This window comes from Saccharopolyspora hirsuta, from assembly GCF_008630535.1.
Taxonomy (GTDB): domain Bacteria; phylum Actinomycetota; class Actinomycetes; order Mycobacteriales; family Pseudonocardiaceae; genus Saccharopolyspora; species Saccharopolyspora hirsuta.
The window spans coordinates 178,737-201,261 of the sequence record NZ_VWPH01000013.1 but is presented as its reverse complement, the minus strand read 5'-3'; the positions used below and the strand labels follow the sequence as shown (position 1 = coordinate 201,261).

26 protein-coding genes and 1 pseudogene are annotated in these 22,525 nt (G+C 71.5%); 12 read left to right on the top strand and 15 right to left on the bottom strand.

Features of this window, described 5'->3' with window-relative positions; all coding sequences use genetic code 11:
• Positions 1-62: 62 nt before the first annotated feature.
• Positions 63-896, bottom strand: a complete 834-nt coding sequence (locus tag F1721_RS26490; protein WP_150069502.1) for a helix-turn-helix transcriptional regulator — start codon at positions 894-896, stop codon at positions 63-65.
• Between the two features lie 102 nt (positions 897-998).
• Here F1721_RS26490 and F1721_RS26485 point away from each other — a divergent pair, with 102 nt between their 5' ends.
• Positions 999-1,388 (top strand): nuclear transport factor 2 family protein, encoded by a 390-nt coding sequence (locus F1721_RS26485; RefSeq protein WP_150069501.1) that lies wholly within the window; start codon positions 999-1,001, stop codon positions 1,386-1,388.
• Between the two features lie 131 nt (positions 1,389-1,519).
• Positions 1,520-2,344 carry a Rossmann-fold NAD(P)-binding domain-containing protein gene (locus tag F1721_RS26480; protein ID WP_150069500.1) on the top strand — a complete coding sequence of 275 codons (825 nt, stop codon included), beginning with the start codon at positions 1,520-1,522 and terminating at the stop codon, positions 2,342-2,344.
• On the opposite strand, the gene F1721_RS26475 is transcribed toward F1721_RS26480, so the two are convergent.
• Entirely contained in the window at positions 2,256-2,804 is a 549-nt protein-coding gene (locus F1721_RS26475; RefSeq protein WP_170301608.1) for a phosphatase PAP2 family protein, read from the bottom strand. The genes F1721_RS26480 and F1721_RS26475 overlap by 89 nt on opposite strands.
• An 83-nt stretch (positions 2,805-2,887) precedes the next feature.
• Between F1721_RS26475 and F1721_RS26470 the strand changes: the two genes are divergently transcribed.
• Together F1721_RS26470 and F1721_RS26465 are read left to right on the top strand one after the other, a co-directional pair.
• Entirely contained in the window at positions 2,888-3,433 is a 546-nt protein-coding gene (locus tag F1721_RS26470; RefSeq protein WP_150069498.1) for a chorismate mutase, read from the top strand.
• A gap of 56 nt (positions 3,434-3,489) precedes the next feature.
• Positions 3,490-4,389: an LLM class flavin-dependent oxidoreductase gene (locus tag F1721_RS26465; protein WP_150069497.1), complete on the top strand. Its 900-nt coding sequence runs from the start codon at positions 3,490-3,492 to the stop codon at positions 4,387-4,389.
• Positions 4,390-4,680: 291 nt separating this feature from the next.
• On the opposite strand, the gene F1721_RS26460 is transcribed toward F1721_RS26465, so the two are convergent.
• A complete protein-coding gene (locus tag F1721_RS26460; protein WP_150069496.1) occupies positions 4,681-5,679 on the bottom strand; it encodes an aldo/keto reductase in 999 nt (332 codons plus the stop codon).
• 115 nt (positions 5,680-5,794) lie between these two features.
• Between F1721_RS26460 and F1721_RS26455 the strand changes: the two genes are divergently transcribed.
• Positions 5,795-6,652 carry a helix-turn-helix transcriptional regulator gene (locus F1721_RS26455; RefSeq protein ID WP_150069495.1) on the top strand — a complete coding sequence of 286 codons (858 nt, stop codon included), beginning with the start codon at positions 5,795-5,797 and terminating at the stop codon, positions 6,650-6,652.
• Positions 6,653-6,706: 54 nt separating this feature from the next.
• Here the strand turns inward: F1721_RS26455 and F1721_RS26450 are convergent, their stop codons facing one another.
• Both F1721_RS26450 and F1721_RS26445 read right to left on the bottom strand, forming a co-directional pair.
• Positions 6,707-7,864, bottom strand: coding sequence for a serine hydrolase domain-containing protein (locus tag F1721_RS26450; RefSeq protein ID WP_150069494.1), 1,158 nt, complete (start codon positions 7,862-7,864; stop codon positions 6,707-6,709).
• A 68-nt stretch (positions 7,865-7,932) separates the two neighbouring features.
• A complete protein-coding gene (locus tag F1721_RS26445; protein WP_150069493.1) occupies positions 7,933-8,697 on the bottom strand; it encodes an SDR family NAD(P)-dependent oxidoreductase in 765 nt (254 codons plus the stop codon).
• Between the two features lie 81 nt (positions 8,698-8,778).
• Between F1721_RS26445 and F1721_RS26440 the strand changes: the two genes are divergently transcribed.
• The 3 genes and pseudogenes from F1721_RS26440 to F1721_RS26430 all read left to right on the top strand — a co-directional run bounded on the left by F1721_RS26440 (position 8,779) and on the right by F1721_RS26430 (position 12,185).
• Positions 8,779-9,378, top strand: coding sequence for a TetR family transcriptional regulator (locus F1721_RS26440; protein WP_150069492.1), 600 nt, complete (start codon positions 8,779-8,781; stop codon positions 9,376-9,378).
• 97 nt (positions 9,379-9,475) lie between these two features.
• A complete protein-coding gene (locus F1721_RS26435) occupies positions 9,476-10,018 on the top strand; it encodes a flavoprotein (protein WP_150069491.1) in 543 nt (180 codons plus the stop codon).
• Positions 10,019-10,259: 241 nt separating this feature from the next.
• A pseudogene (locus F1721_RS26430) lies at positions 10,260-12,185 on the top strand (N-acetylmuramoyl-L-alanine amidase).
• Between the two features lie 57 nt (positions 12,186-12,242).
• Here the strand turns inward: F1721_RS26430 and F1721_RS26425 are convergent.
• From F1721_RS26425 to F1721_RS26410, 4 genes are all read right to left on the bottom strand, one after another.
• A complete protein-coding gene (locus F1721_RS26425) occupies positions 12,243-12,752 on the bottom strand; it encodes a hypothetical protein (RefSeq protein ID WP_150069490.1) in 510 nt (169 codons plus the stop codon).
• Positions 12,753-13,101: 349 nt separating this feature from the next.
• The gene (locus F1721_RS26420; RefSeq protein WP_150069489.1) at positions 13,102-13,341 is read right to left on the bottom strand and encodes a hypothetical protein; all 240 of its coding nucleotides are present in this window, start codon (positions 13,339-13,341) and stop codon (positions 13,102-13,104) included.
• Positions 13,338-13,538, bottom strand: coding sequence for a hypothetical protein (locus F1721_RS26415; RefSeq protein ID WP_150069488.1), 201 nt, complete (start codon positions 13,536-13,538; stop codon positions 13,338-13,340). Before F1721_RS26415 ends, F1721_RS26420 begins: the two co-directional genes overlap by 4 nt.
• Positions 13,535-13,777, bottom strand: a complete 243-nt coding sequence (locus tag F1721_RS26410; protein ID WP_150069487.1) for an HC3 family zinc finger protein — start codon at positions 13,775-13,777, stop codon at positions 13,535-13,537. Before F1721_RS26410 ends, F1721_RS26415 begins: the two co-directional genes overlap by 4 nt.
• A gap of 143 nt (positions 13,778-13,920) precedes the next feature.
• On the opposite strand from F1721_RS26410, the gene F1721_RS26405 reads away from it, so the two are divergent.
• Positions 13,921-14,793 carry a helix-turn-helix domain-containing protein gene (locus F1721_RS26405; protein WP_150069486.1) on the top strand — a complete coding sequence of 291 codons (873 nt, stop codon included), beginning with the start codon at positions 13,921-13,923 and terminating at the stop codon, positions 14,791-14,793.
• A complete protein-coding gene (locus F1721_RS26400; protein ID WP_150069485.1) occupies positions 14,768-14,968 on the top strand; it encodes a DUF397 domain-containing protein in 201 nt (66 codons plus the stop codon). Before F1721_RS26405 ends, F1721_RS26400 begins: the two co-directional genes overlap by 26 nt.
• Before the next feature lie 68 nt (positions 14,969-15,036).
• Here F1721_RS26400 and F1721_RS26395 read toward each other — a convergent pair whose 3' ends face one another.
• The 6 genes from F1721_RS26395 to F1721_RS26370 form a co-directional block, all read right to left on the bottom strand.
• A complete protein-coding gene (locus F1721_RS26395; RefSeq protein WP_342782946.1) occupies positions 15,037-15,972 on the bottom strand; it encodes a PDR/VanB family oxidoreductase in 936 nt (311 codons plus the stop codon).
• 11 nt (positions 15,973-15,983) lie between these two features.
• The gene (locus tag F1721_RS26390; RefSeq protein WP_150069483.1) at positions 15,984-16,712 is read right to left on the bottom strand and encodes an SDR family NAD(P)-dependent oxidoreductase; all 729 of its coding nucleotides are present in this window, start codon (positions 16,710-16,712) and stop codon (positions 15,984-15,986) included.
• On the bottom strand, positions 16,709-17,212 hold the full coding sequence (locus tag F1721_RS26385) for an aromatic-ring-hydroxylating dioxygenase subunit beta (RefSeq protein ID WP_150069482.1): 504 nt from the start codon (positions 17,210-17,212) through the stop codon (positions 16,709-16,711). Before F1721_RS26385 ends, F1721_RS26390 begins: the two co-directional genes overlap by 4 nt.
• Positions 17,205-18,470 carry an aromatic ring-hydroxylating oxygenase subunit alpha gene (locus F1721_RS26380; protein WP_150069481.1) on the bottom strand — a complete coding sequence of 422 codons (1,266 nt, stop codon included), beginning with the start codon at positions 18,468-18,470 and terminating at the stop codon, positions 17,205-17,207. The genes F1721_RS26385 and F1721_RS26380 overlap by 8 nt, the downstream gene beginning before the upstream one ends.
• 14 nt (positions 18,471-18,484) lie before the next feature.
• Positions 18,485-18,862, bottom strand: coding sequence for a hypothetical protein (locus tag F1721_RS26375; RefSeq protein WP_150069480.1), 378 nt, complete (start codon positions 18,860-18,862; stop codon positions 18,485-18,487).
• A gap of 68 nt (positions 18,863-18,930) precedes the next feature.
• Entirely contained in the window at positions 18,931-20,055 is a 1,125-nt protein-coding gene (locus tag F1721_RS26370) for an acyl-CoA dehydrogenase family protein (RefSeq protein ID WP_150069479.1), read from the bottom strand.
• Positions 20,056-20,190: 135 nt separating this feature from the next.
• On the opposite strand from F1721_RS26370, the gene F1721_RS26365 reads away from it, so the two are divergent.
• Together F1721_RS26365 and F1721_RS26360 are read left to right on the top strand one after the other, a co-directional pair.
• Positions 20,191-21,654, top strand: a complete 1,464-nt coding sequence (locus F1721_RS26365; protein WP_150069478.1) for a PAS domain-containing sensor histidine kinase — start codon at positions 20,191-20,193, stop codon at positions 21,652-21,654.
• Positions 21,655-21,995: 341 nt separating this feature from the next.
• Positions 21,996-22,505, top strand: a complete 510-nt coding sequence (locus F1721_RS26360) for a flavin reductase (RefSeq protein WP_150069477.1) — start codon at positions 21,996-21,998, stop codon at positions 22,503-22,505.
• The last annotated feature ends 20 nt before the right edge of the window (positions 22,506-22,525 follow it).

Sequence of the window (22,525 nt, the reverse complement as noted above, 5' to 3'; positions counted from 1 at the left end):
TGGGGACGTGGTTGGGTTCGGGTTCGAAGCGGTGGGTGGTTGCTTTGCGTGGTGCAGCGATTTCAATCGAAATCGCGTGAGGTTCGGCGCTCGGGGTTTGGTGGTGGCTGGTGGTGTTGGGTCAGGGTTTCGTGGGTGGGGGTTCCTGGTTCCGCTGTCAGGAAGATCAGGCGGTGGGGGCTGGACGGGGACTGGAGGATCTGGGCTTCCAGCTCGAGGGTGCCCAGGTCGGGGTGGTCGATGTGCTTGCGGAGGGTTGGGCGGGGTTGGACTTCGTGGTCCGTCCAGGACGCTGCGAAGCCTGCGTTGAAGTCGGCGTATTCGCTGGTCAGCTGCGCTAGGCGGGCGTCGTCGGGGTGGCGGGCCGCGGCTCGGCGGAGGTCTGCAGCCGCTTGCCTGGCGAATTCGTCGTTCGGCGACGAGCAGCGGTCGCTGCTCATCGACATGCGCAGGACGTTGCGGTCTTCCGGTGGTAGCGCCGAGAAGTCCGCGATCAGGTTCGCCGCCAGCGCGTTCCACGCGACCACGTCGTAGCGCTCGTCGACGACGTACGCCGGGACCGGGCCCAGCCGGTCCAGGAGGCGCAGCACTCCGTCCGGGACCTGCTCGTCGCGCACCGGTGGGGCCTGTCCGGCCAGGCGGGCCAGGTGTTCGCTCTCGGCCTCGGTCAGCCGGAGCGCTTTGGCCAGCGCGGCGAGCACCTGGGTGGACGGGCGCGGGGCGCGGGCTTGTTCCAGGCGCTCGTAGTAGTTCGTCGACACCCCGGCCAGCCAGGCGACCTCCTCGCGGCGCAGCCCCGGCGTGCGGCGGCGTCCGCTCACCCGCAGACCGACCTCCGCGGGCCGCCGGGCCTCCCGGCGGTGGCGCAGGAACTGGGCCAGGTCGAGCTTGTTCACCCCGCCAGCCTGGCACGACCCCGGCCCGCCGAGCCACGGACTGCTGGTCCGGGGCGAGGTCGGCCCTGCCAACGCCGGTCGGCGGGCGGAAACCTGGTCGGTGTGGAAGAACTGTTCCAGCGGGCTCTGGACCTGCTGCTGGCCAAGGACATGGACGGGTTCGTCGACCTGTTCACCCCCGACTGCACCGTCGAGTTCCCGTTCGCCGAGACCACTCCGGCGCGGCTGACCGGGCGGGACGAGCTGCGCGCGTACCTGGCGGAGTACCCGGCGCGGATGGACATCACCGCGTTCCCGTCGGTCCTGGTGCACCGGACCGCCGATCCGGCGACGATCGTCGTCGAGTTCACCGCGCACGGGCGGACCGTGGCGACCGGTGCCGACTACGAGATGCGCTACGTCTCGGTGTTCGTGGTGCGCGACGGCGCCTTCGCGGAGCTGCGCGACTACTGGAGCCCGGTGCAGGCCGCGCGAGCGGCGGGAAGCGCATGACAGCCCCTCGTGCCGAGTCCTGCCCAACCGCACCTCAGGGGGCCGTGATGCAACCCAGCCACAAGAAACCGCACAACGCGAGATCGACCCCGAACACAACCACCACTGAAAAATCGCGGAGAGGCGGCACTGTGCTGATCACCGGCGGCACCGGGAACACCGGGCGGCCGCTCGCGGCGCTGCTGCGCGACCGGGGTGTTCCGGTGCGGATCGCCAGCCGCCACCCCGACGCCTCTGCCGACCACGTGCGGTTCGACTGGTCCGATCCGCGGACCCACGGCCCCGCGCTGGACGGCGCCGATCAGGTCTACCTGGTGCCGCCGATCGGCGTGCTGGACCCGATGCCGCTGGTCGAGCCGTTCCTGCGGGCCGCCGAGGGGCGCCGGGTGGTGCTGCTCGGGTCGCTGGCGGTGCTGCCCGGGCTCACCGAGCTGCGCGATCGCGTGGCGGCGATGGCGGACTCCACCGTGCTGCGGCCGTCCGGGTTCATGCAGAACTTCACCGGGGCGCATCCGGTTGCCGTGGACCTGCGGGAACGCGGCGTGCTCCGCACCGCCACCGGCGGCGGCCGGGTCGGCTGGATCGACGCCGCCGACATCGCCGCGGTCGCCGACGTCGTGCTCACCGCGGCCGAGGTGGCCGACGAATACCTGCTCACCGGCCCGGAATCGCTGAGCTACGCCGAAGCCGCGGCGATCCTCGCCGAGGTCACCGGGCGGCCGGTCCGGCACCAGGAGGTCACCCCGGACGAGCGGGCCCGGCAGTTCGCCGCCGGGCTGCCCGCGGACTTCGCCACCGCGCTGGCCGCCGTGGACGTCGACATCCGCGCCGGGTCCGAGGACCTGGTCACCTCGACGGTGCCGGACCTCACCGGGCGTCCGGCGCGGTCGTTCCGCGACTTCGCGCGCGCGAACCGGGCCACGTGCACACCACCGCCAGCACCGCGCCCAGGATGAACCCGGCGAGCACGTCGTGCGGGTAGTGCACCCCGATGAAGATCCTGGTGAAGCCCTCCAGGACGGCGATCGCCGCGGCCAGCGGCGCGATCCGCCGCCACTGGAGGGCCAGGGCGACCGCGAGCGCCGCGGCGGCCGCCGAGTGGCTGCTGGGCAGCGACCAGGTGCTGACCTCCGCGCAGGCCTTGATCGTCTCGATCGGCATGACGCGGCACGGGCGCGGCTGCTGGATCCAGTCCTTGAGCAGCTCGGCGCACACCCAGCCGAGGGCTCCGGCCAGCAGCGGGATCAGGTGCGCTGGTCGGCGCTCCGCGCGCCACCACGACAGCAGGGTCAGCGCGGCCAGCACCGCGAGCAGGGCCTGCGTCGCGAACAACGAGATCTGGTGCACCCACGGCGGGGTCCCGGCCGCCCAGCTCGCGATGGCGCGGTACCAGTCCGCGCTGAGGTCGATCAGCACCGCGCCGAGAATACCGAGCTGGCCCCGGGCGGCGCGGTGGGCAATACTGCTCCGCGGCCTGATCGTCGACCCGGAGGTTCGCCGTGCGATCGCTGCTCGTCGCAGGTGCCGTCATCGTCGCGCTCGCCACCCCGGCGCACGCCGACCCCGGCTCGCTCGACCCGCTGCTGCACTCGGCCGCCGAGCGCGTCGCGACCTCCGACCAGGTGGCGGCGGCCAAGTGGGGCACCGGGCAGCCGATCGACGACCCCGCCCGCGAGGAGCAGGTGCTCGACGCGGTGGCGCGCAAGTCCGTCGAGCTGGGTCTGGACCCGGCGGAGTCGAAGCGGATCTTCCGCGACCAGATCGAGGCCAGCAAGGTCGTGCAGCGCGCGCTGCACGACTACTGGGCGGCGCACCCCGAGGAGCAGCCGACCGACCGCCCCGACCTGGGCGAGGTGCGGCCGATCATCGACCGGCTGAACAACGAGATCCTGCTGGAGCTGCGCGACACCCAGCAGCTGCGCGAGCACCGGTCCTGCAACGGTCGGCTGGCCGGGGCGTTCAACCGCACCCGGACCGACCTGCGGCTGGACCACCTGCACACCACGGGGCTCGCGCGGGCGATCCCGTCGTTGTGCCGCTCTTGACCTCCAGCGCGCTCCAAGTCCGACGCTGAGGGGAGCAGCGACCCCAGGAGCAGCAGATGGCTATCGACATCGGAATCTTCCTGCCGCACGTGGAGCTTCCGAAGGTGGAGATCCGGGAGGCCGCCTACCACGCGGTGGACGCCGAGCTGGACTCCCTGTGGTGCGGCGACCACCTGGCCCGCGGCGTCCCGGTGCTGGACGGCATGCTGGTGCTGGCGACCGCGGCGGCGGTGACCGAGTGCATCGACATCGGCTTCGCCGTGTACCTGCCCGCGCTGCGCTCGCACGTCTGCGCCGCCAAGCAGATCGCGACCCTGCAGCACCTGACCGGCGGCGACCGGCTGCACCTCGGCGTCGGTGTCGGCGACCACGACAGCGGTTGGGACGCCGTCGGCCTCGACCCGACCACGCGCGGCGCGCGCACCGACGAGTTCCTGCAGCTCCTGCCGTCGCTGCTGGCCGGTGAGCCGACGGACCTGCCGGACGGGACGACCGCCCAGCTCGCCCCGGCGGCGCCCGCGCCGCCGGTGTGGATCGGCGGGACCTCGCGCGCCGCGCTGCGCCGGGCGGCCCGGTACGGCGACGGGTGGCTGGCCGCCCTGCAGAGCCCGGCGGAGATCCGCGCCAAGTCCGACCTGCTCCGGGAGCTCGCCGAGGAGCAGGGCCGCCCGGTGCCCCGGCTGGCGACCGTGGTCCACTGCGCGCTCACCAAGCGGCCGGACCCGACGTTGGGCCCGAGCTTGGCGCGTGAGATCGCGGGCACCTTCGGGATTTCGGTCGAGGCGGCGCAGGGGTGCGTCGTCGCCGGGACCCCGGGGCAGGTGGCGGAGCAGTTGGCGGCGTACGCGGAGGTGGGGGTGGAGAAGGTGGCGGTCGCGGTGAGCGGCGACTGGCATCGCGCCTGCGACCTCCTCGGTGAGGCGCGGCGGCTGGTCGTGGCGGAACCCGGGGGTTGACCGCGCGGGGCTTCTCTTGCCTGGGGATCGGTGGTGATAGCCGGGTGGGTTGGTGGGGAGAGGTGCCGTTGCGTGCGTGGTTGGGTTTGGGTTCGAAGCGGTGGGTTGTTGCTTTGCGTGGTGTTGCAATTTCAATCGAAATTGCGGACGTCACCACCCCTCGCAGGGTTCTGGCTCAGTCGTCGTGGGGTGGTGCGCCGGTTTTGGCTGTAACTGACCGGGTGGGGTGCCAGGTTTAGGCGGAACTGGCACCTCCACGACGCACGGCCGGGCTTTGCCGGGGCTCGGGTGTTACTCGCGGGCTGCTGCGGTGAAGGTCATGTCTGGGTAGCGGGTGCCCTCGACCTGGGCTGAGATCGGTTCCAGGGCTTCCAGGTCTGCTGGGGTGAGGGTCAGGTTCGCCGCTGCCAGGTTCTCGTCCAGGCGGGTGCGGCGGCGGGTTCCGGGGATCGGGACCACCGTGAGGCCGCCGCCCTGCTGGGCGTGCAGCCAGGCGAGGGCCACCTGAGCCATCGTTGCGCCGTGGCGGTCGGCGACTTCTCGGAGCGGTTGCAGGAGTTCTGCGTTCCGGGCCGCGTTCTCGCCGGAGTACTGCGGGAAGTTCCGGCGGAAGTCGGTGTCCGACAGCTGCTCCGCCGCCGCGAAGGCTCCCGTCAGGAATCCCCGGCCGAGCGGCGAGTACGGGACCAGGGCCACACCGAGTTCCGCTGCTGCCGGGACCGCCGTGTTCTCCACGTCGCGGTTGAACACCGACCACTCGCTCTGCACCGCCGCGATCGGGTGCACCGCGTGCGCCGCGCGGATCTCGGCGCCGGTCACCTCGGACAGGCCGAGGTGGCGGACCTTGCCCTCGGCGACCAGCTCGGCCATCGCGCCGACCGTCTCCTCGATCGGCACCGACAGGTCGCGGCGGTGCATGTAGTAGAGGTCGATCTCGTCGACGCCGAGCCGCCGCAGGCTCGCCTCCGCCGCCGCGCGGACGTAGGCCGCGTCGCCCCGGAACCCGCGGTAGTGCGGGTCGTCGGCCTTGCGGACCAGGCCGAACTTGGTCGCGATCACCACCTGGTCGCGGTGGGCCCGCACGAACGGCGACAGGAACTCCTCGTTGGCGCCCATCCCGTAGATGTCGGCGGTGTCGAACAGGGTCACGCCGCGGTCCAGCGCGTGCTCCAGCGTGCGCCGGGCCTCGTCCTGGTCGGTGGGGCCGTAGAACTCGCTCATCCCCATGCAGCCGAGGCCCTGCGCGCCCACCGCGGGTCCGGAACCCAGCTGAACCTGCTGCAACGTCATCTCGTCCTCCCGTTCGTCGGTCGTCTCCGATCGTCGCCGGGTTCGGCGCCGCGCGGCAGGTCGCGCTTCTCCTGGGTGTGGCACACCCAGGCTGGGCTCGTGGCAGCATCGGGAGGTGAGCACCGAGCTGGGCACCTTCCTCAAGGCGTGCCGCGCACGCCGCAAGCCGGACGAAGTCGGCATTCCGGCCGGTCCCGGAGTGCGCCGGACTCCGGGGTTGCGGCGCGAGGAGGTCGCCGCCATCACCGGGATCAGCGCGGACTACTACACGCGGCTGGAGCAGGGCCGCGAGCGCCACCCGAGCGATGCCGTGCTGGACGCGCTCGCGCGGGCGCTGCTGCTCGACGCCACCGAGCACCAGCACCTGCACAACCTCGCCCGGCACGCTTCGGGCGCGCGGCCCCCGGAGCAGCCGGAGGTCGAATCGGTCCGCCCGAGCGTGCTGCGGCTGCTCGACTCGCTCGACTCGCCCGCGTACGTGCTGAACCGCTGCAACGACGTGGTGGCCGCGAACCCGACCGGGCTGGCGCTGCTCTCGGGCATCGACCAGTGGCCCGCCTCGCGGCGCAACACCACGCGCTACCTGTTCCTGCACCCCAGCGCGCGGACGCTGATGGTGCGGTGGGCCGAGATGGCGCAGAACACCGTGGCCGACCTGCGCGCGACCTTCGGCGACAACCCGGACGATCAGCGGCTGCGGGCGCTGGTCGAGGAGCTGACGGTCAAGAGCGAGGAGTTCCCGGCGATGTGGGCGCGGCACGAGGTGCAGCCGAAGTCCGTCGGGGTCAAGGAGTTCGACCACCCCGCGGTGGGCCGGATCGCGCTGACCTACGAGGTGCTGGCGGTGTCCGGCACGGACCAGCGCATCATCGTCTACCAGGCCGAACCGGGCACCCCCGACCACGACGCGCTGACCCTGCTCGACCACGTCGCCCGGGGCGGGACCCGCGCGGCCCCCGAGCACCGGGTGTGAGTTCCCGGCGTGAGTGCGGAACCGTGCTTGGACGCTGTTGCGCGCTCACGACGCTCAGTCCAGGGCTTGGTAGGTCGTGGTGGTGAAGTCCGTGAAGTGGCCGGGGAGTCCGGCGGAGTCCATGGCTCGTTGGGTGAGGAGGACTCCGAGCAGGTCTTCGGCCGGGTCCGCGAACGCCGTCGTGCCGAGGCCTCCCGACCAGGTCTGCGTGCCCGGGGAGTGCATGCCCGTGCGGCGGGTGATCACCGCGTGGCCGAAGGCCCAGCCGGTTGCGGCGTCCAGCAGCGGTTCCGCCTGCCGCTTCTGGTGTTCGGTGAGGTGGTCGGTGCGCATCAGCTCGACCGCCGCCCGGGACAGGACGCGGTGCGGGCCGCTGCGGCCTCCGTTCAGGAGCATCCGGTAGAATGCCAGGTAGTCGTCGACGGTCGACACCAGGCCGCTGCCGCCTGCCGGGAAGCTCGGCGGGGTCGCGCGCGGGTCGTCGCGCAGCACCAGCTCGCCGGAGGGACCGGCTTCGTAGCTGGCGGTCAGCCGGTGGGCCTGGTCGGCGGGCACGTGGAAGGCGGTGTCGCGCATGCCCAGCGGGTCGAAGATCCGCTCCCGCAGGAACTCCGGGAACGGCTGGCCCGCCGCCCGCTCGATCAGCACGCCCAGGACGTCGGATCCCGTGTGGTAGAGCCACTGCTCGCCCGGCTGGTGGGCCAGCGGGAGCTCGCCGAGGCATCGCATCCACTCCGCCACCGGCAGCTCCGGGTTGCCCGGTCCCGGTGCCAGCCCCGCTTCGGCCAGCGCCTGGAAGATCGGCGGTTCGCCCGGGACGTAGCCCAGGCCGGAGCGGAAGGTCAGCAGGTCGCGCGGGGTGATCGGCCGGTTCGCGGGGACCGTGTCGGTCAGCGGTCCGTCAAGCTTCGCCAGGACCCGGCGGTCGGCGAGCTCCGGCAGCAGCGGGTCGACCGGGTCGTCCAGCCGCAGCGCGCACTCCTCCACCAGGATCAGCGCCGCCGCGGCGGTGATCGGCTTGGTCATGGAGGCGATGCGGAAGATCGAGTCGCGGCGCATCGGCGGGCCGCCGAACGACTGCGCGCCGATCACCTCGACGTGCGTCTCACCGCCCCTGCTCACCGCGGCCACCAGGCCGGGCATCGCCCCGCTGTCCACGTGGCCGGACAGCACGCGCCGCAACCGCGCCAACCTCGCTCCGGAAAACCCCACAGCTCCTCCTGAGTTTCGCGTCCTGCCCAGGTTGACCCGTCGGCGGGCGAGAACTCGTCGCGGGCGGATCACATGTGGGTTCCGCCGTCGATGCGCAGCTCGGTGCCGGTGACGAACGCGCCGTCGTCGGAGGCCAGCGCGGCGACCAGCCCCGCGACGGTCTCCGGCGGCGCCATGCCGCGCATGATCGCCGGGGAGAGCTTGGCGAACAGGCTCATGTCGGCGTCCTCGGGCAGGCCGGGTCCGCGTCCGGTGGTCATGTCGCTGCTGATCGAGCCGGGCGCCACCGCGACCGCGCGGAGGCCCCGGCTGGCGTACTCGCTGGCCAGCACGTGCGTGAACGACTGGATCCCGCCCTTGGACGCGGCGTAGGCGGCCATGTAGGGGTGCGCGAAGCTCGCCGAGGTCGAGCTGAAGTTGATCACGACGCCGCGCCCGGACTCCAGCAGCGCGGGCAGCGCCTCCCTGGTCACCAGGAACGTGCCGGTCAGGTTGACCTGCAGGATCGCGTTCCAGAACTCCAGCGTGGTCTCGTGGGTGTGCGCCGAGCGCAGGACGCCCGCCGCGTTGACCAGCACGTCCAGCCCGCCCAGCTCGGCCACCGCGTCGGCCACGCCCGCGCGCACCGCGGCCTCGTCGGCGATGTCGACCACCATCGTGGTCAGGCGCTCGGCGTTCTCCGCCGCCCCGGCCGCGGTCGCGGCCAGCCCCTCCTCGTTGCGGTCGAGCGCGACGACCCGCCCGCCCTCGGCGAGGATCCGCTGCACCGTGGCCCGGCCGATGCCCGAGCCCGCGCCCGTGATCAGCACCCGGCGTCCCGCGAAGCGTTCCATGACTGTCCCCTTCCCTCGTCGACACATCGTGTCTATATGGCACAACGTGCCACATAGGCAGTTTGTTCCTAGACTGGGGGTGTGAGCCTCACCGAGCGCCGCAAGGCGGCCACCCAGCTGGAGATCGCCCGAGCCGCCGCCGCGCTGTTCGCCGAGCGCGGCTCCGACGGCACGACGGCCGAGTCGATCGCGGAGCGGGCGGGCGTGAGCCTCCGCACCTTCTACCGCTACTTCCGCACCAAGCAGGACTCCGTGGCGCCGCTGCTGAACTTCGGCGCCCGGCGCTGGCAGGACCTGCTTGCCGAAACACCCCGCGACGTCCCGCTGCCGGAAGCCCTGGAGCGGGCGGCGGAGCGCGCGATGACCGTCCGCGACGCCGACGACGTCGGCTCCCTCGCGTGGACCCGCGGTCTCCTCCGCGCCGCGACCGACGACCCGGCGCTGCGCGCGGTGTGGGCGACGGTGAACCAGGACTCGGAGCAGGAGCTGCTGCCGCTCCTCGCCCAGCGCACCGGCGCGGAGCCGACCGACCTCCGGGTCCGCCTGACCGCAGCAGCGGCCACCACGGCGATCCGCGTGGCGGTCGAGACCTGGGCCGCGATGGACCCCGACGCGGCGGAGCAGACGGTCGCGGACCTCGCGGTGCGCTGCATGCGCGACCTCACCGCAGGCCTGGCGTAGCGAATTCCGGTGCTGCCAGTGAGCACTTTGTGGGGCTATAGCCCCGGAAAGTGCTCACGGACGCGGAAGGCGGCACGGGCTCCGGCATACTGGGGCGATGCGGACTCTCGGGGTGATCGGTTGCGCGGCGGGCGGGGTGGAGAAGCTCCGGACCGAGCTCGTCGAGCCAGCCGTCGAGCGCGGTTGGCAGGTGGCCGTGACGTTGACCCCGACGGCCGGTGGTTGGTTGCGGGAGATCGGTGAGGTGGAGCGGATCGCGCAGGTCACCGGGTTGCCGTGCCGGGTCGAGCCGCGGTTGCCCGGGGAGGGGCGGCCGCACCCGGACATCGACTGCTACCTGGTGTGCCCCGCGACGGCGAACACCGTCGTCAAGCTCGCGCTCGGCATCGCCGACAACCAGGCCCTGACCACGCTCGGCGAGGCCATCGGCACGCCGGGCCTGCCCGTGGTGGTGTTCCCGAAGATCAACGCGACGCAGGTCCGGCACCCGGCCTGGCAGTCCCACGTGGACGCCCTGCGCGCCGCCGAGGTCCACCTCCTGCTCGACGACCAGTTCGCGGCGCACGGACCGCGCAGCGGGAGCGCGCCCGGCATCCCCTGGTCCGAAGCCCTCGACACCGTCGAGCGCATCACCGGCTAGGCACCGCCCCGCGCGAACTCGTCGAAGTGCTCGGCGAACACCGAAGCATCACCGGCGTTCCACGCCCGCTGCAACCCGCTGAGCACCTGTTCCACTGACATGCACCGATCGTGGAACCTCGACAGCGCTCGAAGTCAAGGCACGCCGGTGAACCCTCCGGGGCTCGGGTTCCGTGCACGAGGTGAGCACCGAAGACCGGCCCGAGTGACGCCCTCCCTCCACTGAGGACGTTCGCGATGGAATGTGCGAGGTATCGAGAACCTTAACCACCCGGAAACCCCACTGGTGGCGGGCTGCCGCGGTGGCGGTCGCGGCCGCCGGGCTGCTGGCCGCCGCCCAGCCCGCCGTCGGCACCGCCGCGACCGAACCCCGCTCCGCCGAGCAGCAGGCCTTCGAGTCGGCCGCCGCCGAGTTCGGCGTCCCGGCGCCCCTGCTGCTGGCCACCTCCTACCAGCTCACCAGGTGGGAGGACCACCGCGGCGAGCAGAGCCGAGCGGGCGGCTACGGCCCCATGCACCTCACGGAGGTCGACTTCGAGGAGCTGCGCCGCGAGAACCCGCGGCTGAAGAAGCTCGCCGACCACCCCAGCCTGCACACGCTGGCCGAGGCCGCCGAGCTCGTGGACCTGCCGCCGGAGCAGGTCAAGCGCGACCCGGCGCAGAACATCCGGGCCGGTGCCGCGCTGCTGGCCGAACGCGCCAAGCAGCTGGGCGGCGGCCAGCTGCCGAACACCCTCGGCGGCTGGTACCCGGCCGTCGCGGAGCTCAGCGGCAGCCCGCAGGCCAGCGGCGCGAGGTCGTTCGCCGACTCCGTCTACGAGGTGCTCGACAGCGGGCGCAGCCGCACCACGTCGACCGGCCAGCAGGTCGGGTTCGCGAAGATCCCGCAGGTGGTGCCGGACCGCGACCTGTCCCGAACCGGTCTGGTCGACGCCACCGCCGCGCGGACCGCCCCGAAGCCGGAGTGCCCGGAGGAGCTGGACTGCCGGTACATCCCGGCCGCCTACGCGCCGACCGACCCGGAGGACCCGACCGGCGGGTACGGCAACTACGACACCGCGAACCGCCCGAAGGACGTGCGGATCAGCTCGATCGTCATCCACGACACCGAGACCTCGTACCAGTCGACGATCTCGGCGTTCCAGAACCCGGCGCACGGCTCGGCCTCGCACTACGTGATCCGCTCCTCCGACGGCCAGGTCACGCAGATGGTGCCGACCAAGGACATGGCGTGGCACGCGGGCAGCTAGGACCGCAACATGCGCTCCATCGGCATCGAGCACGAGGGCTGGGCCGCCGAGGGCGGCACCTGGTACACCGAGCAGATGTACCGCTCGTCGGCGGAGCTGGTGAAGTACCTGGCGGACAAGTACGACATCCCGCTGGACCGCGAGCACATCGTGGGCCACGACGAGGTGAGCGCGGACAAGCCGGAGCAGGCGGGCGGCGAGCACTACGACCCGGGCCCGTACTGGGACTGGGCGCACTACATGAACCTGCTCGGCGCCCCGCTGGACGGCGACACCGGCGACGACGTGGTGACGATCTTCCCCCGGTTCGACACGAACCGGCCGGTGGTGACCGAGTGCCCGCCGAAGGAGGAGTGCCGGGAACTGCCGTCGCAGCCCGCGAACTTCCTCTACCTGCGCACCGCGCCGCGCGACGACGCCCCGCTGATCAGCACGCCCTCGGTGCACCCGGACGGCTCGCCCGGCACCACCAAGATCGACGACTGGTCGGCGAAGGCCGCCGTCGGCCGCCAGTACGCGGTCGCGGAGCGCCGGGGCGACTGGCTGGCGCTCTGGTTCGACGGCAAGAAGGCGTGGCTGCGCGACCCGGGCGGGGTGAACACCGCCCCGGCCGACGACGCCGAGCTGGTGACACCGGTCCGCGACGGCATCCCGACCTACGGCATGGCGCTGCCGAACGCCGACGAGTTCCCGGACGGGCTCGACCCCCTGGTGATCAAGCCGCTGCCGTACGAGCTGCCCCAGGGCCAGGTGTACGTCGCGGGCCGGGCGAGCCGGGCGATCTACTACAACGTCGGCTACGACGGTGTGAACGACCCGAACAACCACGAGGTGGTCATCGGCGGCGAGACGTACGTGCCGATCTCCTACAACCACCGCTGGGTCTACGCGAAGGAGTCCGACCTCGAAGAGGCCTGATCGACCGGGGTGAGCGGGAGGCTTCCGCTCATCGTGCCCACTGAGGACGTTGGTCGGTCATCCTCCGGCGACGCCGTGCCAGTAGGCGGCGATGTCGCTGGTCTGCTTGAGGATCCGGTCCGGCGCGGGCGGGGCGGGCCAGAGCTGGAGGAGGTAGCGGTCGACCAGCGGTTCGTCGTTCAGCCTCGTGTCCAGCTCGTTCGCCTCGTCCATCCGGAGTGCGCTGTAGCGGGCCCGGTAGTCGGTTTCGGTCAGGTCGAGCGGCCAGCTGGCCTCACCTCCCCAGCTGACGAGGGAGGCATCGCCCGCCGGTTGGTACGAGGCCTCGACGATCTCCTCCCAGGTGTCGTCCAGCGGTGGGGCTTGTTCGTGGAGTTCGACGGTGAAGCCGACGTCTCCGGTGTGCAGGCCGGTGATCAGGAACAGGCCTCCGGGTTCTGCGGCGCCGAGCAGTCCGTTGCGCTGTCCGGCCAGGGACTTCTGCAGATCGAGGTACTCGCCCCCGCTCTCGACGTAGACCTGTCCGTAGTGGACCGGGACCTCGCCGTCGAACAGTGTTCTCGCCATGGTCGCGATCCTCGCGCAGACCCCTGACGCTCAGCGCCATCTGGTCACCAGACCTCAGGCGGATTCCCGGGAAACGCCCCCGGCGCGATCGGGTTGAGGGCAGCGTCGCGCCGGGGGCGAGGTGGATGGTCGGGCGGTGTCGGGGAGGGCGCGTGCCCGCCCGACCATCCGCGTGCCCGGCTGCCGCCTGGGGGCCGACGGCGCGGGCACCGACGACGAGGACACCGGGTTGGGAGGGGAACGCGGTGGCCTCGCCGGGTCTTACAACCGGTGGAGACCGGCGTGAATCCGGCGCAACGTCCACGGATGCCTGGCCATCAGATCGGGGTCGCCGAGCGGAAGCCCCGTCTCAGCGCGCGGCAGCAGCTGCGTCACCGAGTCGTCGAGCGGATCGCCCCTCGTCACCGGCTCGCGCAACCGATGCCTGCCACCGCGCGTCCTCGGCATCTATCTGGGCCAGCAGCTGCTGCACCGTCAACGCACCCACGCCCGCGCCAGCGTGCTTGCCCTGCTCGGCGAACTGGCGCACCGACAACCAACCGGCGAAAGCAACGACGGCCGCCAGGGATGAGACCAGCACGATGATCAACGATCTGTCCTCTCAGCTCGAATGGTGATGACCGGGTTCTCCGAGCGCAGCGCCCCGACCACCCGTTCCAGGCAGCTCGCCAGCCGCTCGCGCTCGAACGACGTGCACTCCCCCGATTCCAGGTCCGCAGCTGCGCCGTCCAGCGCGAGAATCGCCCCGCGCGCCAAGTAGGCGAGCTGCGGACGCCCCGCGCTCATCGCTCACCGGCCAACGGCGGAAGCCCGACCAGCGCCCGCGCCGCCGCGTTGCAGTCCGCGCAGGTCGGCCACAACCACGCCATATCGCCGGATTCGGCCAGCACGGTCCGCTCGCACAACGTCGTCACCTCGGTCCCGTCCGGATAGACCAACGCACCCGGCGGATGCGCGTCAGCGCTCGCGTGCCGCTGACCATCAGCCGGAGTCCAGTGGAACGGGTGGGGGCTGTATCCAGGCATGGCGACCTCCGTCCGGTAAGTTGCTCCCAGCCGGAACCGTGGTGCCAACTGGATACATTCAGGATGATCGACCGGTGCCAGTTGGCACAATTCATCTTTCGGGCGAACTAGTCACCACCTCGGGCGTCGTTATCCTGTGGCACATGGCTGGCACCACCCCGAAAGCAGTGGCGATCGGCTCCGAACTTCGCCGCGCTCGCGAAGATGCGGGGCTCAGCGCTCGGCAACTCGCCGACAAGCTCGGCCTCTCGCACACGACCATCGGCCGTTGGGAGAAGGGCGAGCGCTCGCCACGACCTGTCGACGTCGCCACCGTGCTCTCGGCACTCGGCGCGGACAACGCGCTCCGCGAGGAGCTCGTGGAGCTGGCGCGCGACACCGATGGTTCGCACTGGGTGGCCACCAGCCTGCCCGAACAGCAACGGCAGACCGCCGCACTGCTGGAACTCGAACGCGATGCAACAGCGATCACAGATGTCTCGGCGATGCTGATTCCTGGCCTACTGCAGACCGGGAACTACGCGCGGGCGATCATGATCGCTGGTGGCGTTCCGGATGCCGACATCGAAACACGTGTCGCGGTTCGCCTTGGCCGACGGGATGTCATTACGCGCACCAGCAGGCCAGCCAGCCTGTCCGCGTTCGTTGACGAGAGCGCGCTCTACCGCTTGATCGGCGGACCGCAGGTGATGCACGAGCAACTGCAGTGGCTGCTTCACGTCATGGAGTGGCCCACCGTCAACCTGCGCGTGGTACCGATGAGCGTGAGCTGGCATCCAGGGCTTGAGGGCGCATTCGTCATCGTCGAGCGCGGCGAAGGTTCTGCACCAGCGGTCCAGCTGGAGACACGACGATCCTCCTTGTTCCTCCACGAAACTGCCGACGTCGCCACATACCAGGAAGCGGCTGCGAAGGTGGAAGAAGTTGCGATGAGCCCGGAGGCCACATCCGAGCTCATCGCCGAGGTGATCAACAGATTGGATGCGGAAAATGACGGTACAGCACGAGCCGGTTAACTGGCGGAAATCCAGCCGATCGGTGAACGGCTCCGCCTGTGTCGAGGTGGGCCGGTTAGGCAGCGGCGCCGCGGTTCGCGACACGAAGGACCGCGCCGCCGGATACTTCACCACCACTCCAGGCCAGTGGGCCGCGTTCATCGCAGCGGTGAAGGCCGACCGCTTCGACGGCTGAGGTAGCACGCACGATACAACGGTGCCCGCATGGTGCTGCTTCACCATGCGGGCACCGTCGTCTGACGGTCAGTACAGCTCGATGACCAGCTTCTCGGTCCGGGCCCGGGAGACGCAGAGGGCCATCTGGTCGCCGGACTCCTTCTCCGCCTTGGACAGGCAGTTGTCGCGGTGGTCGGGGACGCCGTCGAGGACGCCGGACACGCAGGAGCCGCAGATGCCTTCCTCGCAGGACTTCGCCACGTCGATGCCGCCCTCCTCCAGGACCGACAGGATCGAGCGGTCCGCCGGGACCTCGAAGACCTCCCCGGTGTCGAGCTCCACGGTGAACGGCGCGTCGCCGCTGGTGTCGACCTCGGCCGCGGTGAAGTGCTCGACGTGCACGTGGTCCGCCCCGACGACCGGGGCGAACACGCCGGTCACCTGGTCCATGAACCCCTCTGGGCCGCAGGTGTAGACGTGCGCGGCCGGGGTCAGCTCGGCGGCGACCTCGGCGAGCAGGGCCGGTTGCTCGTCGCGGGGGACGCCGATGTGCAGGTGGGCGCGGAACTCGCTTTCCAGCAGGTCAGCGAAGGCCGCCTCGTCCCGGGTGCGGGCGAAGTAGTGCAGCTCGAACGCGGCTCCGGTGCGCCGCAGCTCGTGGGCCATGCTCAGCAGCGGCGTCACGCCGATCCCGCCCGCGACGAGGACGTGGCGGTCCGCGTCGTCGGCCAGGGCCAGCAGGTTGCGCGGCGGCCCGACCTCCAGGTGCTCGCCGACGGACACCTCGTGCAACGCCGCCGAACCGCCCCGCGACCCCGGCTCCCGCTTCACCGCGATGAGCAGGGACTGCCGGTCCGCGGGCGGCCCGCACAGCGAGTACTGCCGCAGCAGCCCGGTCGGGCCGGTGACGTCCACGTGCGCGCCCGCCCGGTGGGCGTCGAACGGAGCGCCGTCCGCGCGGACCAGCCGCAGCGCGCGGACCCCCGCGGCCGCCTCCACCACCTCGACGACCTCGACCTTCATCGCACCTCCCATCAACGCAGGTAGAGGCCGCCGTTGGCGTCCCAGCAGGCCCCGGTGACCGAGGCGGCCTCGGGCGAGGCCAGCAGCGCCACCATGCGGGCGATGAACGCCGGGTCTCCGAGCCGTCCGACCGGGATGCTCGCCGCGTAGGCGTCGAGGGCGTCCTCGCCGATGATCGACCGCACCATCGGGCTGTCCTGCGGGCCGGGGGACACCGCGTTGACCGTCACGCCGCGGGGCGCGAGCTCCCGGGCGAAGACCTTGGTCGCGGACATGATCGCGCCCTTGGACGAGGCGTAGTGGCCGCCGGTCGCGGTGCCGCCGTTCTGCCCGGCCAGCGAGGCCATGTTGACGATCCGGCCGTAGCCCTGGTCGGCGAAGTGCCTGCCGAAGACCTGGCAGGCGGTGAAGGTGCCGGTGAAGTTCACCGCCATCACGGCGTCGAGCTCCTCCGGCGTGATCTCCAGCAGCGGCTTCGCCTGCGTGCGGGCGGCGTTGTTGACCAGGACGTGCACCCCGCCGAAGTCGGCCACCACGTCGGCGAGCAGCTGCTCCAGCGCAGCGCGTTCCCGCACGTCGACGCGGTAGGCCCGCGCGCTGCCCAGCTCTGCGGTCAGCGCCGAGGCGTCGGCCACGTCCGCCACGGCGACGCGGTAGCCGTCGGCGTGCAGGCGGCGGACGATGTGCTCGCCCAGCCCGCTGGCCCCGCCGGTCACCACCGCGACCTGCTCGGCGCTCACAGCAGGAATCCCGCTGCTGGCACGGCGTCCTCGCTGTCCACGAGCCGCACGACCTTCTGCACGATCCGGTCACCGGTGTCCGACAGCCGGATCCGGTGCACCAGGTCGCCCGCCCAGATGTCGTGGCGACCCCGCTTGTAGGCGATGAGGATCTGCGCCGAGCGCAGCACCACCTCGTCGTCGGAGACCGACTCGGGCACGAAGCGGGACACCGTGCGCACGGTGCGGGCCGCGTCGACCGCCGCGATCGCGTAGCCCTCGATCATCCGGGTCACGCGCATCTGCCGCATGCGGGCGTCGTCGTAGACCATGTTCAGCGAGTTCGCGAAGTCCTCGGTGTGCGGGTCGATCGGGATGACGTAGTAGCCGTCCGCCGCGAACAGGTCGTTCCAGGCGGTGTAGTCCTTGCGGTCGAGCAGCTCGGCCTCCCGCCACACCAGCTCGATCGCCCGGACGACGCGGGGATCGGTGGTGGACAGCACCGCGGTCGCCTCAGTCATCGCCCATCATCTCCTTCCACTTGCGGTAGGCCGCGCGCATCCCGGTCTCGTCGGTGACGTGGGCCGTCGGCCAGCCCTCCGGGCTCGTCGTCTCGCGGCCGATGCCGCGGTTGACCAGGATCGGCATCTCCGGCGCGCCCTGCGCACCGCGCTGGACCCGGTCCCAGCCCTCGGCGTCGTCCGGCGTGCCGAACCCGAACGGGCCCTGGAAGTGCTCGTGGATGCGCAGCCGCTCCCGGTTGACCGCGTCGACCTCGGGCGGGCCGTCCGGACCGATCGCGACGTGCTCGATCCAGGTCTCGTCGACCGCGACGGGGCGCAGCACCCGGAAGAACGCCGAGGACATCGAGACGTTCGGGAACAGGTTGAGGTTGAACCCGGTGCCGTGCATGGCGCGGACCAGCTTGCGCACCTGCGCGTCGTCCAGCGTCTTCGACAGCTCGGCCACGAGGTCGTCGAAGCGGCCCTGGAGCGGCTCGGTGCCGTCGTCGGCGTCGAGGTCGGAGTGCTCCGGCACCATCTGCATCACGCTGTGCCCGTTGCCGAGGTCGTGGGTGATCGCGGCCGGGTCGGTCATGAACGACATCATGTCCGCGGTCTCGGCGTCCACCGAGGCCATCCACGACCGGTGCACGATCGGGAAGTGGTAGCCGTCGGTGGTGTTCTCCAGCTGGATCTTCCAGTTGCCGCGGAACTTGAACTGGTGCTTGCCCAGCACCTTGATCGGGTAGCCGCCGCCCTGCTTCATGAACCGGTCGATCCACAGCTTGGCGTCGCCGAGGAACTCCTCCAGCGGCTCGGCGTCCTCGTTGAACGTGGCGAACACCAGCCCGCCGTAGGACTCGGTGCGGAGCTTCTTCAGCGACAGCTCGGACTTGTCGAGGACGCCCTCGTAGCCGTCCGGGTACGGGATGCCGCGCAGCTGCCCGTTCAGGCCGTAGGACCAGGCGTGGTACGGGCAGGTGAAGCCGTTGGCCTTGCCGCTGGGCTTCTCGCAGATGCTGGCGCCGCGGTGGCGGCAGCGGTTGAGCAGGGTGCGCAGCTCGCCCTTGCGGTCGCGGGTGACGATCACCGGCTGCTTGCCGACGTGCGTCGACTTGAAGGTGCCCGGCCCGGGCAGCTCGCTCTCGTGCGCGACCCACACCCAGGTGCGCTCGAAGATCCGGGTCAGCTCCTGGTCGAAGATGTCCGGGTCGGTGTAGAGGCGGCCGGCCACCCGGTCCCCGGCGGCCAGCTCGGCGATGGTGTTGTCGGTCATCGGGTTCTCCCTGGTCAGTCGGGAAGCTCGACGTCTTCGCGGACGGTCAGCGCGCGGCCGATCCGGGCCTCGACCTTGGCGAAGCGCCACAGCTTGGCGCGGCCGTCGGCGACCGGCGTGGTGCGGAAGAGGTTGCAGGCGGCCTTGACCGTCTCCTGCGTGTCGACGTCGGCGAGGATGTAGCAGGTCCACGGCCAGCCGTCGGACGGCCCGACCAGGTGCGAGTCGTCGTCCATGTCGCCGATGAAGTCCACCCCGGGCAGCGCCTTGAGCTGGTCCATCATCGAGACGAACGCCTGCCAGACGTCGCCGATCTCGATGCCGTCGGTGGGCAGGTCGAAGAAGTTCTGGTTGATGCCGATGCAGAACAGCACGCGGAGCGGCTGCGCCATGCGGACCTCCTTCGTCGTGGTGTCGGCCTTGCTCTTCGGCGGGAGTTCCGAAGTGTGCGGAACGCTCCTCAGCGGAAACCCGGGGTGGTGGGCGGCAATCCCATCAGGACCGCACCGGCCGCGTCGTACATCGACGGGCCGAGGAAGGCGTGCTGCTTGGGCACGAGCGCGTCGCCGTGCAGCAGCTGCAGCGGGTGCGTGCTGTGGATCGGGGCGGTGCCGGAGATCTCCAGCAGGCGGGCCACGACGTCCGAGGAGGTCTTGGCCAGGTGCGCGGAGGCCAGGCGCAGCCCCGCGTTCTGCTCGTCGGTGGCCTCGTCACCGGCGAGGACGGTCTGCCAGACCTCGTCGCTGAGCTCGTAGAACCAGGCCCGCGCCGAGCGCAGCGCGGCCTCCGCCACCGCGATCTCGGTGCGGTAGTAGGCGCGGTCGGCCAGCTTCGGCGCACCCGTGACCCCGGCGTACCCGGCGCCGACCTCCTCGGCGTAGTCGAGCGCGGCGCGGGCGACACCGGCGCCCACGACGGCCAGCACCTGGGAGGCGTAGGCGATCGTCGGGTAGCGGTAGAGCGGTTCGTCCACAGTGGGCGCTCCGCCGCGGATGAAGGTCCACTCGCGCGGGACCTCGACGTCGCGCACCACCAGGTCGAACGAGCCGGTGCCGCGCATGCCCACGACGTCCCAGTCCTGGACGATCTCGACCTGCTCGGGCCGCAGCACCGCGGTCCGCGGCTTGCCGCCGGTGGACTCGTCGCCCGGGATGCCCACGCCGAGGACGTCGGCGCCCATGCAGCCGCTGGCGAACTTCCAGCGCCCGTCGACCCGGAAGCCCGTCCCGGTCGGCTCGGCGGGCTGGACCGGGAACAGGCCGCCCGCGAACGCCACGTCCGGGCCGTCCCGGTAGAGCTCGGCCTGCGTGTCCAGCGGCAGCGCCGCGAGGTACACCAGCGCGGACCCGAAGCTGGCGACCCAGCCGGTGGAGCCGTCCACCACCGAGATCCGCTCGATCCGCGCCAGGAAGTCCGCCGGGGGGAGCGGTTCGCCGCCGAACCTCGCCGGGGTGGCGGCGCGGTAGATCCCGAGCTGCTTGAGCCGGGCGATGAAGTCCTTCGGCACGTAGCGCTGCTCGCGGAACTCGACCCGCCGCTCGGCGAGCTCCGCCAGCACCGCCTCGAAGGTGACGCCGTCGCGCATCTGAAGCTCCCTCGTCGTAGCCGGACGGCATCCGACGTTACGAACGCACCCGCCCCGCGGGAATTGGTATTGCCTCTGCCGCCGTAGGGGATTCCTTCAGTGCGTACCCCCGTGAACCCGCCTTACGCTGGGCCGATGCAGGTCGACCCGCGGGCGCCGGAGCTGACGGCGCAGGACTTCGTGGCGATGGCGCGCGCCACCCGGATGTGCTTGCTCCTGCACGACGGCGCGTCCAAGGACATCCTCTGGGCCAACCCCGCCGCGTGCGAGATGCTGGAGTGGAGCGTCGCCGAGCTGCGCCCGCTCAAGGCCAACGACATGAGCAGCTCCGCGCAGCAGTACGACCGGGTGATCGGTCGGGCCTGGCTGCAGGAGGCCGTGGACAAGGGCGCCAGCCGGATCGAGTGGCACTACCGCGCGAAGTCGGGCCGGGTGATCCCGACCGACGCGGTGGCCGTGCGGGTCGAGCTGGAGCGCGGGCCCGCGGTGCTGGTTCAGTTCCGCGACATCGAGCGCGAGCAGGAGATCGAGCGCCAGCTGCGGCTGACCACCTCGTGGGTGGACGCGCTCGCGCACCACACCTCGACCGTCGCGCTGATGCTGGACGCGGCGGGCACGATCCGGTTCGCCACCAACACCGCGCTGCCGCTCATCGGCGCCACCGCGGGCGAGCCGCTGGGGCCGTTGACCGAGCACGCCCGGCTGCGGCTGCGCGGCCGGGTGTCCACATGGGACGAAGTGCTGGCCCGGGCGGACCCGGTCACCCCGGTGCAGCTGGAGGTGGACCGGCCGGGGCAGGACCCGGTGTGGCTGGAGGGCAGCCTCGAACGGCTGCAGGAGACCGGCGGCGACGCGCTGCTGATGATCCTGCACGACGTCTCCGAGCGGGTGCACGGCCAGGTGCGCCGGGAACGCGAGATGCACAAGGAGAACTACCTCGCCCGCTACACCGCGATGGGCGACATGGCGATGGCCATCGCGCACGAGCTCGGCCAACCGCTGGCCGCGGCGGCGAACTTCCTGGCCGGGGCCCGCGCCGGTGTGCAGACCGACTCGCGCGTCGGCTACGGCATCGACAACGCGGTGCGGCAGATCGACCGGGCCGCCACCATCGTCAGCTCGGTGCGCGCCTTCGTCGGCCACCTCGAGCACGTGCAGCAGGTCGCCGACCTCAACGACATCCTGGAGGAGTGCCTGTACTTCGTCGGGCTGCGCGCCGGTCCGGCGGGCGTCGACGTGCGGGTGGAGCGCAGCCCGCGGCCGGTGCCGGTCCGCTGCGAGCGGGTGCTGACCGGGCAGGTGGTGCTCAACCTGTGCTTCAACGCCATCGACGAGATGGCGGCCTGCGACCCGCAGCGGCGGCAGCTGACCATCACCACCCGGATCGACGACGACGCCGGGGTGCTCACCGTCGACGACCAGGGCCGGGGGATCCGCCACGACCCGTTCGAGCGGACGTTCACGGACAAGGAGCACGGCAGCGGCATCGGCCTGGCCCTGAGCTACCGGATCATCACCCGCCAGCACGGCGCGATCTGGGCCGAGTGCCGCGACGAGGGCGGCTCCCGATTCGGCTTCACCCTCCCCCTCGCCGAATGAGGTTCTTCCAGCCTCGTTCTGCGTGGCGGTGCCGGTGGCGGTGCGAGTTGCGAGGGTGGGCTATGCGCATGCGGCGCATGCGGCACCTGCCGACCGGTGCCGGTCGCCCTTCGCAGCTGCGGTCCACGGACAGGGATGAACAAGTTCAATGGAAATCGGACCTCTGATCTCCATTGAAATCGCGTCCACCGGGACCGTCACCCGGCGCCGGGCGGAGGTCGTCCGGGGCCGGACGTAGGGGAAATCCTCAGGCGGGCGCGGGGAAGTCTCGATTCCCGCCGGGAGGGCTCGTGCGTACCGTCGGAACGGTGCCGGTAACCGTCGGAGCCCCAGGAGGAATCGTGCCCGAGCTGACCCCGGCCCAACGCGACTTCCGCGCCGCGATGGCGAACCTCTCGGCCGCCGTCAACGTCGTCACCACCGACGGGGACCACGGGCTCGCCGGGATGACCGTCAGCGCGGCCTGCTCGGTGACCGACTCGCCGCCGACCGTGCTGGTGTGCGTCAACCGGTCCAGCCGGTCCCACGACGTCCTGGTCGCCAACGGCCGGATCTGCGTCAACGTGCTCGGCGCCGACCAGGAGGACCTGGCGTTGCACTTCGCCGGTGCCACGAAGGTGCCGACCGCGCAGCGGTTCACCGCGGACTGCTGGGACCTGGACTCCGAGGGCGTCCCGGTCCTGCGCGACGCGCCCGCCTCGCTGATCGGCCGGATCACCGCCGAGCGGGCGCAGGGCTCGCACTCGGTGATGTTCGTCGAGGTCGACAAGGTCATGACCCGCGAGGACAGCGGCGCCCTGGTCTACTTCCAGCGCCGGTTCCACAGCCTGACCGCACCCCTGAGCGCCTGAGCCCTGCGGAGAGGAGAGCC